This is a genomic window from Gephyromycinifex aptenodytis (genome assembly GCF_012277275.1).
GTDB classification, from domain to species: Bacteria; Actinomycetota; Actinomycetes; order Actinomycetales; family Dermatophilaceae; genus Gephyromycinifex; species Gephyromycinifex aptenodytis.
This window is the reverse complement of the sequence record NZ_CP051155.1, coordinates 2,368,424-2,380,220: the sequence shown is the minus strand read 5'-3', so window position 1 is coordinate 2,380,220 and position 11,797 is coordinate 2,368,424. Positions and strand designations below refer to the sequence as shown.

The window sequence follows — 11,797 nt, the reverse complement described above, 5'->3', positions numbered from 1 at the left end:
GATGATCGACGTGAGTGACGAACCAGCGGAAGGGCAGGTGCCGCAGATGGCGGTCCGCAGCCGGCACGGCGCCGACCCGAAGGCTGAAGGTGACCCCGAACGGGTACTTGCGGCGCTCGCCGCGGTACAACACCTGCTCTTCCTCGGGCTGCTTGCCCTGTGCACCGTCCTGGCCGTCACCGACGGCGCAGCGCCGCTGTGGGTCGCCGCGGGCGTCGCTGTCACCCTCGCCTGGTACGCCCTGGGCCTGCACCTGGGCTCGCGTGCCCCCGGCCGCGGCGTGTGGTGGCTGCTCGGCCTGACCGCGTGCTGGTTACTACTCGTCACAACCTCACCGAGCTTCGTCTGGCTCGGATTCCCGCTGTGGCTGCTAGCCGGACACTTCCTTTCCCTGGCCTGGGGGGTGGCGTTCGTCGCTGCCGTGCTCGCCGTCGTGCTGAGCGCGCCTCTGGGCCACGGGCACGACCTGACCGTGGCCGCAGTACTGGGCCCCACCGTCGGCGCCGTCTTCGCGCTGACCCTGTCCCGAGGCGAGCACCACCTGATGCGCGACAGCCTGGAGCGGGCCCACCTGGTGCGCTCCCTGCTGCGAGCCCAGTCAGAAAGTGAAGAACTGCAGGCTGAACTCGTCGCCACCCAGCGAGAATCGGGCGTCCTGGCCGAACGTGCCCGCCTATCGCGGGACATCCACGACACCCTGGCCCAAGGGTTTTCCTCGATCGTGCTGCTGGCGCGCGCCGGCCGCCTGCAGGATGAGCAGTCGGCGCTGGAGACGCTGGCCCGCATCGAACGGGTCGCCGGAGACAACCTCGATGAAGCCCGGCGGGTGGTCGGCGCGTTGGCCCCCCGCGACCTGGACTCCGGGCTCGTCGCGGCGCTTCACCGTCAGGTCAACGCCCTCGCGCCCGAACTCGTCGGGGAGCTGCGCCTGGATGGCGATGTCTCGAGCATTCCGACCACGCTTGAGGTGACGCTGCTGCGCACCGTGCAGGGCGCACTGGCGAATGTGCGCTCACACGCTGCTGCTTCCCGGGTGGTCATCACCCTCTCCCGCACGGACGACTCCGTGCTGCTGGACGTCGTCGATGACGGGTGCGGTTTCGATGCTGAGAGTTGGTGGGGGAACGCACCCCGCGACATCAGCCAGGGTGGTTACGGTCTGCGGGCGATCCGCACCCGGCTTCGAGAGTTGAGCGGCGACCTCGAAGTGAGCTCGAGTCCTGGTGAAGGAACTGCCTTGTCGGCGTGGTTGCCGCTGGCTGCCGCCGGTGAGGAGGACGCATGAACCACGCACCGATACGAGTCCTGATCGTCGATGACCACCCGGTCGTGCGTGCCGGGTTGGTCGCACTCATTGACGCCCAACCTGCCGTGCACGTGGTCGGGCAGGCGTGCAACGGGCAGGAGGCGCTCGCCCTGGCAGACGCGCTGAACCCCGACGTGCTGCTCTGCGACCTGCGCCTGGGCCCCGGGCTGGACGGGGTGGAGGTTGTGCGCGAGCTGCGACGGCGGCCGCAAGCGCCGGAGGTCGTCATCCTGACCACCTACGACGAAGACGCCGACATCGTGCGGGCCGTGGAAGCCGGCGCTGCCGGATATCTGCTCAAAGACGCCGACACCGGCGCGATCATTGCCGCCATCCAAGCGGCGGTGCATGGAGAACCCGGCTACGAGCCGGCGCTGCAGCAGCGGGTCGTCAACGCGATGCGCACCCGCCATTCAGGCCTGTCAGAACGCGAACTCGAGGTGCTGCGCCTCGTCGCCCAGGGCCGCTCGAACAAGCAGATCGCCGGGGAGCTCTTCGTCGGTGAAGCGACGGTGAAAACCCACCTGAACCACGCGTTCACCAAGCTCGAAGTGGACAACCGCACCGCCGCCGTGGCCCGCGCCCGCCAAGCCGGCCTGCTGTAGACCAGCGTCGCCCGAGGGGCATGGCTAGCGGGTGCACGACTTCGAAAAGCGGCCGAGAAACGCCTCTGGACGTCCCGACCACGATGGCCGGAACGTCCAGGAGGGTCGAACGAGGCTGGTTCTCAGAAGGCGAACCGCAAGACCAGCAGCGCGCCGGCGGCCAACGCGGCCGCCGCGGGCAGCGTGATGACCCAGGCCATCGCGATCGGGCGCATGAGACCCCAGTTGGCGGCCTTGTTCACGTACCCGATACCGAGCACGGCACCGATGAGGATGTGCGTGCTGGAGACCGGGAGCCCGGCCGCCGAGGCACTCATGACCACTGCTGCGGCCGACAGCTCGGCGGCGAACCCGGAGGCCGGGTGCATCTTGGTCAGGTTGGTACCCACGGTTGCGATCACCCGGCGGCCGACGAACCACAGACCGGCGATGAGCGCCACGCCGAAGGCGACCATGGCTGCTGTCGGCACCACGGCTTCCTCCCCGATCTGGCCGTTCTTCATCGTCTCCAGGACTGCGGCGAACGGGCCGATGGCGTTCGCGATGTCGTTGCTGCCGTGGCTGAATGCGAACCCGGAGGCGGTGAAGACCTGCATCCAGCTGAACATGACGAACGTCGAGCGGCTCAGCGAGTCACCGCGCAGGGTGCGGGCGAAGATGAACATGGCCATCCACACCGTGGCCCCGACCATGGCCATGATCAGGACGTTGTGCAGGGCGCTCAGGCCGAGGTCGAGGTTCTCCAGACCCTTGAACAGCAGCATGGCCGAGATGACGACCGCCCCGATCGCTGCCAGCGCTGGGACCCAGTTCTGCAGGGCCTGGTGGCTGTCGATCTCGACGGCACGACGGTCGATGTCCTGCAGCTCGCGGTAGTAGTCGGACTCGAGATCGTCAGGCTCAAGGGTTCCGTCCTCGTCGCCGCGGCTGCGCAGCGCAGCCGCATCCCGAGCCATCGCGCCGGTGTAGGAGATCTGCTGGATCTCAGAGAGGCGCTCGAAGGACTCCTTGTGGCGGTCCCGGTGCGCGAGGCGTTCCGCCTTGATGCGGCGCAGTTGCTCCTCGGCCTCATCGTTGAAGGTGAGGATCTTGCTCTTGATCAGGCGGAACAGCAGGTAGGAGGCGATCCCGCCGAGCAGCGGGGACAGCACCCAGGAGATAGCGATCTGCACGACCTGATCCCACTGGACCATGCCCAGGGCATCGCTGCCGGTGGTGAGCCACCCGAGGGTGACCGCCGCACCCACGATGCCGCCGATGATCGAGTGCGTCGTGGAGACGGGCCACCCGCTGCGGGAGGCGATGAGCAGCCAGACCGCGGCCGCGAAGAGCGCCGCCATCATGATGAAGATGAAGTCTTGCGGGTCGATCGGGGTACCGGACAGGTCGACGATCCCCTTGCGGATCGTGTCGGTGACCTGACCGCCGGCGATGATCGCGCCGGAGACCTCGAAGACGGACGCCACGAGCAACGCCTGCTGGATGGTCAGCGTCCCGGCCCCGACCGAGGTGCCGAATGAATTGGCTACGTCGTTACCCCCGATGTTGAACGCCATGAACAGGCCGAAGGCGACGGCGAGGATGAGGATCACGCGACTGGCGTCGTTGGCGACGTAACCGAAAGCCCACCAGGTGAACAGGGCCAGAGTGACCGCCATGGCGGTACCGAAGCCGAGGTTGAGCGACCGGTCGAGAGCTGTGGATGATGAGCCGGTATCCGTCGCGGGCGGGCTCGAGACGGTGGAGGAGGCCATTGAGAACCTTCCGGGAGGATTGACGAGGTCGACCCGGAGGTTCGCAGGCCACGATGGCCTTGGTAGAACTCTCAGATTACTCGCAGAAGAAGAACAGCTGAAGCACAGAAGACGACAGGGTCATTTTCCCCGCGCGATGTCCGAGCGTTCCGTTAGGCACCCTCAGGCAGAACTCGGGGAGGCCAGGAGTTCGCCGTGCGGCAGGAAGAACCAGGCCTGTGGGTCCTGCCCCCACTCTTGCCAGGAGACGGCGATCTGCTCGATCTGCTCTGCAGTCAGCCCCAGGTCGGCTGCACGGCGGGTGAAGGTGGAGTTGCGGACTCGCTCCGCCTGCGAGTTGCCCCACCATCGTGTGCTGTCTGTCGTGGCGTAGGTCCAGGTGGATGAGGTGGCGGACGCCACCCGCAGACCAGCGTCCTGGGCCCATGCGCGCAGGCGACGGCCCGCATCGGGTTCCGCTCCGGCATTACGGGCGCCGGTGCAGTAAATGGTGTGCCAGCGTTGCAGACCGTCCGAGGGTGGATACCAGGCCATCGCGCCGTAATCAGCGTCTCGCACGGCAATGATCCCGCCCGGTGCGCAGTAGCGCGCCATCGCCTTCAGGGCAGCGACCGGGTCGGGCACATGCTGGAGCACTTGGTGGGCGTGCACGATGTCGAAGGAACCGGGTTCGACATTCAGGTCGCTCAGGTCGCCTACGGCGAAGCGGGTCCGCTGGTCTCCTCGCTGCGCGGCCGTTGCCGTTGCTGCCTCGATGGCGGCTGCTGCGGAGTCGATGCCGAGCACGTAGCCCACGTGTCCGACGCGCTCCGCGAGGTCCAGCGTGATGGAACCAGGACCGCAGCCCAGGTCAAGGAGGCGCACCCCGGGGCGGACTCGATCGAGGAAGTAGGCGCAACTGTTCGCGGCCGTCCGCGTTGCGTGTGAGGCAAGGACGCTGGGTTGATGGCCGTGACTGTATTGGGCCGCGCTGTCTGCGTTTCGCGACATGCTCATGCCGAGACCCTAGAGGGGCGGTCAGCAGAGGAGATGCCGATCTTGTGATGCGATACGTCAATCAGGTCTTGCGCTGCACCAACCGCCAATCCGCAGTTCAATTCGGCTGGGTTCCGAGCGACTCCGATGACCGGCAAGCACGGACGAAAGCGGTCCGCTGCTCACGCGATCGAGCAATCGCGACACTCAGGCGCCGCGTGGGGCGTACATGATGAACGCGACACCGACGAGGCAGATGAGCGCGCCGGCGATGTCGTACCGGTCGGGACGGAAGCCGTCCAGGACCACGCCCCATAACAACGACCCGACGACGAAGACTCCGCCGTAGGCGGCAAGGATGCGCCCGAAGTGCGCGTCGGGTTGCAGGGTGGCCACGAACCCATAGGCGCCCAGAGCGATGATCCCCGCCCCGATCCACAGCCAGCCTCGATGCTCCCGTACGCCTTGCCACACCAGCCAGGCCCCGCCGATCTCAGCGAAGGCGGCCACGACGAACAGGGCGATGGAGCGCAGCGCAAGCATGCTCGATCCTGACACGGGCTAGGCACCGGTGCTGCTCGGATCCGGCTGGGCACCGCTCACAGGATGGGCAGCGCGCCCTCAACAGGAGATGTCGCGGGTGCGGAAACGCCACAGCGCCAAGCCCAGGCCCACCACGACGTATGCGCCTGCCAGGGACAAACCTTTGGCCATCGTCTCGGTGAAGACCGGTTCGCGGAAGAAGTCTGCGAACGCCGTCCAGTACTGGGTGATCAGGTATGGGTGCAGCCAGGACAGTTGCTCCAACGCGCCGAGGATCTGCATCGCCATCGTCACCACGACGACAGCGATCATCGCTGCGATGGGCGCCTCGGTCAGGCACGAGATGAGCACCCCGATCGCCAACACAGCCGCCAAGACGCCGGTGGCATAAAGCGCCGCGCCGAGCACCCGCAGGAGTGCCTGCCCGTAGGACAACTCGATGCCCGACAGCGTCAACACCGGGCCGGCCCCGAACAGCACCAACCCGATGAGCACGCCCGTACCGACGATGACGAGCACCCCGAGCAGGACGCCCAGCAGCGCAGCCAGGTACTTGGCCAGCAGCAACCGACTGCGCCCCACCGGCACAGTCAATACGTACCGCAGGGTGCCTGCGCCCGCTTCACCGGCGATCGCGTCACCGCTGAGCGCGGCCACCGCCAGCGGTAGAAACAGCGGCATCTCCACGGTCAGGGAGGTCAAGGCGACGAAGATGCCGTTGAGGGTGATGTCGGCGAAGAACGCTGGGCCGCCCTGGCCGGGGTCCGGGGCGTTGTACCAGACGGTGATCCCCAGCAGGATCGGCACGGCGGCCAGGATGAGCAAGCCCACCTGGTTGCGACGCCGCCCAGCGATGAGAGAGAACTCCGAGCGAACGAGCCGCCCGAAGGCGGCCACCCGGTTGGGGCGACGACGGGAGCCTGCGGTGGGCGGTGTCGGCTGCGTCGGCGCCGTGGCGTCAGCGGTATCAACTACTGACATCGAAGCCCTCCCCGGTCAGCGAGACGAACAGGTCTTCCAGGCGCGGGCGGTGCACGTCGAACCCGCGCACCCGAACCCCTGCCGTCACGAGCGCGACAACAAGCTCTTCCGGGGCGCCCTGCCCCACGGGCGCGGTCGCGACCTCGCCGAGGACCACCGGGTCGGCCAGACCACAGTCGAGCATCACGGCGGCGGCGCGTTGGGCATCCGGTGAGGTGACGCTGACCCGGGTGGGCGCCAGGTCGAGGATCTGCGCCACGGTCCCTTGGGCGACGAGATTCCCTTGACGCATGACCCCCAGGTGGGTGCACACCTGCTCGATCTCCGAGAGCAGGTGGCTGGATACGAAGATGGTGACGCCTTCATCGGCCAGGGCACGGATGAGGTTGCGAATTTCGCGCGTGCCTTGCGGGTCGAGGCCGTTCGTGGGCTCGTCCAGGATGAGCAGGTCACGTTCACCGAGCAGCGCGGCGGCGATTGCCAAGCGTTGCCGCATCCCCAGCGAGTACGCCCGGTAGCGCTTGTCGGCGGCGGCCAGCAGTCCGACCCGAGTCAGGGCCGCGTCGACTCGCGTGCGCGAGGTGCGCGAGTCGGCCCAAGCATCGACCGCGTCGAGTCGGTGCAGGTTGGCCCGACCGGTCAGGTGGGTGTGGAAAGCGGGCCCTTCGACGAGGGCACCGACCCGGGTAAGCACATCCCTGGAGCCCGGTACCGGTTCGCCAAGCAGGTCGATCTTTCCAGCGCTGGAGCTGATGAGGCCGAGCAGCATCCGGATCGTGGTCGTCTTACCCGAACCGTTGGGGCCGAGGAAGCCGTAAATGGCGCCGCGCGGCACATCCAGGTCGATGCCGTCGACGACGCGGGCCGAACCGAAGTTCTTGGTCAGGCCGCGGGTGCGGATCGCGAGCGTGGCTGCGGGCGACGGATCGGTCGCGGCCACGGTCGCGGTTGCGAGGTCGGTCGCGGTCACTGCCCGGGCGTCTTCGTCAGCGCTGCGGCCAGTGCGCCTGAGTCGACGGCGCCCATGGCGACCCGCCCATCGTCGGTGAGGATCATCGAGAACAAGGTTCCTTCGAGGACCCGCCCGCTACCCCACGCCCCGGAGGTCGTCGGCAGCGAAGCGATGATCGCGGCCGGGTCGAGGTCGGCGGCCCCGTGCGGGCCGCGATCGCTGGCCGGCGCCGCGTCGGCTTCGAGCAGGTCGGCGGGCGCCTTCATGACGTAGACGCTCTCCCAGCCCTGCCCGGACACCTGCACCGGGGAGGCGTCGGCCTTGGTGTGCCCGGCACCTCCGGAGTGTTCGGAGTGTTCGCCCGTCAACTCGTGCGTGTCGGCCTCCTGCACGCTGGTGCCAGAAGGTGCGGTGAAGGTGAACATGCGGTCTTCAACCGGACCCATCGAGAGGCTGGAGTAGCCGATCTCGTAGGCGGGGGCGCTGAGTTTGCGGGAGTACACCTGAACCCGCAACGGGATCATCGTCTGGCCGTCGACGGCCAGACGCACGTTCTTGACCAGGGTGTTGGTGCTCTTGGGTGTCAGCACGAGTTCGTAGACATCGCGGCCGGCCACCCGCGCAATCGAGTTGGTGCTCACCGTCGAATACTTCTCTGCCGAGTCGAGGACCAGCTGCGAAGCCTGCTGCGGCGTTTCCGGCATCGCGGTGGGCTTCGGGTGCGCCGAGCTGAGGTCGGTTGCGTGCTCGGCATCAGCGAGGTTGTAGTGGACGGCCTCCTTTTCGGTGCTCGACCAGATCCAGGCGTCTTCACCGTTGCGGATGACGTTGGTTTCGGAGGCGTCGCCGAGCTTGGCCAAACGCATCTTGTCGGGCCCGCCGTACCAGACCCGCATCGTGTGCGAGCCGCTGACCAGTGAGGTCAGTTCGGCGGAGTCCCCGACGCCGGGCAGCTCCGGCAGGCCCAGGTCGGCGGTGGCGACCACGGTCCCGGCCAGTGGCGGCATCGTCGCCTGCTGCATCCCGGTGAGGATGTCCTGGGCGCTCTTGGGCTCCAGACCTGAGGAGGCGTCAGCGATGCCGGCGTAGCCGATACCACCGGCGAGCGCGACAGCAGCAGCGGTGGGCAGGGCCCACCCTCGCGAAACGCGCGGGCGACGTGCAGTCTTCTCGGTCATGACCCCATCGTGCGCCACCGACCTGACATCGACCTGAAGAGCTTCGCGGGCGTCCCCGTGCCAGGCTGAGCAGATGCGACTACTCGTGGTGGAGGACGAGCCGGGGATGGTGCGCGCCCTGCGACGAGGCTTGGCGGCGGAGGGGTTCCTCGTCGAGGTGGCCCGCGACGGGCCGACGGGGCTGGACATGGCTCGCTTCGGTGACTTCGATGCGGTGTTGCTCGATGTGATGCTGCCCGGCCTGTCGGGCTATGAGGTGGTGCGGACTTTGCGGGCGGAGGAGAACTGGGTTCCGGTTCTCATGGTCTCGGCCAAGGACGGTGAGTATGACCAGGCTGACGGGCTGGACTGCGGCGCCGATGACTACCTGACCAAGCCGTTCTCATTCGTGGTGCTGCTCGCCCGGTTGCGTTCGCTGCTGCGGCGCGCTCCCGCGCCGCGCCCGACGATCATGACGGCGGGCGGGGTGAGCTTCGATCCGGCTTCGCACGAGGTGCAGGTGGAGGGCGCCAGTGTGGCGCTCTCGGCGCGTGAGGCGCTTCTGCTGGAGTACCTGATCCGCGCTTTCCCGCACCCGGTGAGCAAGGAGCGGCTGCTCGAGAACATCTGGGCCGAATCCAGCGGAGACCCCAATGTCGTGGAGGTCTTCATCGGCCATTTGCGGCGCAAGATCGGACGCGAACGGATCACGACGGTGCGTGGCGTCGGGTACCGCCTCAGCCATGACGGGGTCGCTCGTGCGCGTTGAAGCGTGGGGTCTGCGGGCTCGGGTCGTCGCCATCACGGCTGGGCTGCTCACGCTGGTCCTGCTGCTGGGCGCGGTCGCCATCGCGGCCGCTGCCGCAGCGGCACAGCGGCGCACCCTGGACACCGACCTGCACCAGGTGGCCGAGCAGGTGGCGACTCTTGTCGCCGAGAACCGACTTCCGGCGACGCTGCCGGTTTCGGGGGCCCGGATCGTGCAGGTCGTCGGGCCGGACATGTCGGTGACTGCGGCCTCCCCCGCCGCCGACCGGTTGGTGCCGTTGCTCGCACCGGAGGAGCTTGCGCAGGCTCGCGAGGGCACGGCCGTGCAGGTACCGGCCGGCCGGATGGCTGAGGGCGGCACATTGCGCGCCGTCGCGGTGCCCGCGGGTTTGCCCAGGCGGGGCATCACGGTGATCGCGGCCTCACCGGTGCAGGCGTTGAGCCACACCCAGTGGGGGTTGTGGCTCGCGTTGGCTGCCGGGATTCCGGTGTTGGTGGGCGCTGGGGCGCTGCTGACGTGGCGGGCGGTGGGGACCTCGTTGCGGCCGGTGGATGATTTACGGCTCGGCGCTGAACGTATCGGGGCTGGTGGGGAGCCGGGCGGGCGGCTGCCGGTGCCGGGCTCGCAGGACGAGATCCGGGCGTTGGCGCTGACGTTGAACGGCATGCTTGATCGTTTGGATGAGGCGGCGACCAGCCAGCGCCGGTTCGTTGCTGACGCGGCGCACGAGTTGCGAAGCCCAGTGGCGAGCTTGCGCATGCAGATCGAGGTGGAGGCGCGGCTCGGCGACGACTCGTTGGCGCGCGAGGTGCTGCCGGAGATCGACCGTCTGGCCCGGTTGATCGACGATTTGCTGTTGTTGGCGCGCACGAGTGGCGCGGGACCCTCTGGCCGTCGGGAACCGGTGGATCTGGGACAGGTGGTCGGGCAGGTCACCCAGCGCTACTCGCAGGTGCGAGTGCCGCTGCAGGTGCACGCCGAGGTGGGGCTCGTCGCGGTGATTGAGCGCAGCGGGTTGGAGCGGGCGTTGAGCAACCTCATCGACAACGCGGTGCGTCACGCCGAGCGGGTTGTGCTGGTCACGCTGTCTCGGGACGGCGAGCAGGCGGTGATCGAGGTCGTCGATGACGGCGCGGGCATCGCGGCGGCTGACCGGGAGCGTGTTTTCGACCGGTTTGTGCGCCTGGATGAGGCGCGGGATCGAGATGCGGGGGGCAGCGGGATCGGTTTGCCGATCGCGCGGGAACTCCTGCGGCGTGAGGGCGGTGATGTTGTGCTCGAGGATGCCAACCCAGGCGTGCGGGCGCGGATCACACTGCCGCTGAGTCAGTGAGCAGGCAGTGCGCACCGCGGCCCGGGTCCAGCGGGAACGTGCCATCCAGGTACGTGTCCTGGGTCCAGCACCCCCAGCAGCACCTTGACGTGGTCGATCTCCGACACCGCGCCGACATCTTTCCTCGGTGGCCCGGGAACTGCGCAAGCCCCGCCCTCGGGAAGGCACCTGAGCAGGGTCACCCCCCACACCCAGACCCACCGGCAGACGACGGCGGCCCCCACGCTGCTGCTGTGGGGGCCGCCGTCGCTGCGCTGCGCATCTGCGCAGATGCCGTTACTTCTTGGCGTACTTGGCCAGAACTTGCGGGAAGCTGCCCGGCTGGGTGACCAGGGCGGACATGTCCTCCCCTGCCACGTCGACGCCGTTGATCTTCACGGCCGGGGTGCCGGTGATTCCGCTTCGAGAGCTCGACTCATCCGACATCTTCACGTAGTTCAGGTAGGTGCCCTTTTGCACGCAGGAGTTGAATTGCTCCAGCTTCTCCCCGCTCAGGCCTGCCTTCTCGGCCAACTGCGCGTAGATGCCCTCGGGGAAACCGTCGCCCTCGCGTTCCGGCTGTGCAGAGAAGATGCCGTGCGCGACCGTGAAGTACACGCCTTGATCCGCAGCACAGAAGGCCGCGTTCGCCGCCGTGTGCGAGGGTCCCTTTTCTCCCAGGCCCATGTTCTCGTCAAGGAACTTCATGTGGTGCTCGACCAGGGAGATCTCCCCTTTAGCGGCCAACTCGTCGATCGCTTGCCCGTTGGTCTTCGACAGTTGCCCGCAGATGGGGCACTGGAAGTCCGAATACACATCGACCTTCGGCGCGCCCTGTTTGACCTGCACGTTCGGGTAAGGGTTGAGGCCCTCACCCTGGGCAAGACCGCCAGCGGGAATGCCCTGACTCTGGGAGGTGGAGGGACCGGCGGACTTGCCCGCGTACACAGTCCACGCGATACCGGCCAGAACGGCGATCGCCAGGGCGATGGCGATCCCCCACTTCACCCGGCTTCGGTCCTTGGGGGTGGCCGCGGCGATCTTGCGTGCCCGTTCTTCGTTGCTCATGTGTGAAGCCCTCACCTGAAAGAAGCTGAAAAGAAAACTGCCCGAGCGCTGTTCCCGCTCAGCCCAGGCAGACTCAACTCATCGAGCCTAATGGACGTGGCTGGAAAGCCGCCTGCGCCGCCCTGGGAAGCCGCCCAGAGATGCCGTTGCGAGCTAGACCTGCTCGGCTTCGATCTGGGCGTACCGCTCCTGCAACCGGGTGCGGATCTCCTCGGGGGTCATGGTGCGGCGGCGCCGTTCGCCACGCGCGACTGCCACCCCACCGGCGACCAGACCTGCCATCCCAGCAACGCCGAGGCTGCGCAACACGATGGTTCGTACCCGAATGCTCTTCACCTTCGACAGGGTACGGGCCGTGCCAGGTACGCTCCCGGC

At 67.8% G+C, this 11,797-nt stretch carries 12 protein-coding genes; 4 read left to right on the top strand and 8 right to left on the bottom strand.

Translation table 11 applies throughout. From position 1 onward, the window contains the following. The first annotated feature begins 10 nt into the window (after positions 1 to 10). Together G9V96_RS10190 and G9V96_RS10185 are read left to right on the top strand one after the other, a co-directional pair. The gene (locus G9V96_RS10190) at positions 11 to 1,285 is read left to right on the top strand and encodes a sensor histidine kinase (RefSeq protein ID WP_226913267.1); all 1,275 of its coding nucleotides are present in this window, start codon (positions 11 to 13) and stop codon (positions 1,283 to 1,285) included. Next, a complete protein-coding gene (locus G9V96_RS10185) occupies positions 1,282 to 1,911 on the top strand; it encodes a response regulator (RefSeq protein ID WP_168582925.1) in 630 nt (209 codons plus the stop codon). Before G9V96_RS10190 ends, G9V96_RS10185 begins: the two co-directional genes overlap by 4 nt. 122 nt (positions 1,912 to 2,033) lie before the next feature. On the opposite strand, the gene G9V96_RS10180 is transcribed toward G9V96_RS10185, so the two are convergent. The 6 genes from G9V96_RS10180 to G9V96_RS10155 form a co-directional block, all read right to left on the bottom strand. After that, positions 2,034 to 3,665 carry an inorganic phosphate transporter gene (locus G9V96_RS10180; protein ID WP_168582924.1) on the bottom strand — a complete coding sequence of 544 codons (1,632 nt, stop codon included), beginning with the start codon at positions 3,663 to 3,665 and terminating at the stop codon, positions 2,034 to 2,036. Between the two features lie 162 nt (positions 3,666 to 3,827). Continuing rightward, positions 3,828 to 4,661: a class I SAM-dependent methyltransferase gene (locus G9V96_RS10175; protein WP_210424378.1), complete on the bottom strand. Its 834-nt coding sequence runs from the start codon at positions 4,659 to 4,661 to the stop codon at positions 3,828 to 3,830. A gap of 186 nt (positions 4,662 to 4,847) precedes the next feature. Beyond that, positions 4,848 to 5,183, bottom strand: coding sequence for a YnfA family protein (locus G9V96_RS10170; protein ID WP_168582923.1), 336 nt, complete (start codon positions 5,181 to 5,183; stop codon positions 4,848 to 4,850). A gap of 78 nt (positions 5,184 to 5,261) precedes the next feature. After that, on the bottom strand, positions 5,262 to 6,164 hold the full coding sequence (locus G9V96_RS10165) for an ABC transporter permease (protein WP_168582922.1): 903 nt from the start codon (positions 6,162 to 6,164) through the stop codon (positions 5,262 to 5,264). Beyond that, positions 6,151 to 7,134: an ABC transporter ATP-binding protein gene (locus G9V96_RS10160; RefSeq protein WP_404861418.1), complete on the bottom strand. Its 984-nt coding sequence runs from the start codon at positions 7,132 to 7,134 to the stop codon at positions 6,151 to 6,153. Before G9V96_RS10160 ends, G9V96_RS10165 begins: the two co-directional genes overlap by 14 nt. Continuing rightward, positions 7,131 to 8,294 carry a LolA family protein gene (locus G9V96_RS10155; RefSeq protein ID WP_168582921.1) on the bottom strand — a complete coding sequence of 388 codons (1,164 nt, stop codon included), beginning with the start codon at positions 8,292 to 8,294 and terminating at the stop codon, positions 7,131 to 7,133. Before G9V96_RS10155 ends, G9V96_RS10160 begins: the two co-directional genes overlap by 4 nt. 73 nt (positions 8,295 to 8,367) lie before the next feature. On the opposite strand from G9V96_RS10155, the gene G9V96_RS10150 reads away from it, so the two are divergent. Further along, the gene (locus tag G9V96_RS10150) at positions 8,368 to 9,042 is read left to right on the top strand and encodes a response regulator transcription factor (protein ID WP_168582920.1); all 675 of its coding nucleotides are present in this window, start codon (positions 8,368 to 8,370) and stop codon (positions 9,040 to 9,042) included. Further along, complete coding sequence (locus tag G9V96_RS10145) at positions 9,017 to 10,375, top strand: sensor histidine kinase (RefSeq protein WP_168582919.1); 1,359 nt, start codon at positions 9,017 to 9,019, stop codon at positions 10,373 to 10,375. Before G9V96_RS10150 ends, G9V96_RS10145 begins: the two co-directional genes overlap by 26 nt. Positions 10,376 to 10,651: 276 nt before the next feature. Here the strand turns inward: G9V96_RS10145 and G9V96_RS10140 are convergent, their stop codons facing one another. Beyond that, a complete protein-coding gene (locus G9V96_RS10140; RefSeq protein WP_168582918.1) occupies positions 10,652 to 11,422 on the bottom strand; it encodes a DsbA family protein in 771 nt (256 codons plus the stop codon). A gap of 153 nt (positions 11,423 to 11,575) precedes the next feature. Beyond that, complete coding sequence (locus G9V96_RS10135; RefSeq protein WP_168581194.1) at positions 11,576 to 11,758, bottom strand: hypothetical protein; 183 nt, start codon at positions 11,756 to 11,758, stop codon at positions 11,576 to 11,578. Positions 11,759 to 11,797: the final 39 nt, after the last annotated feature.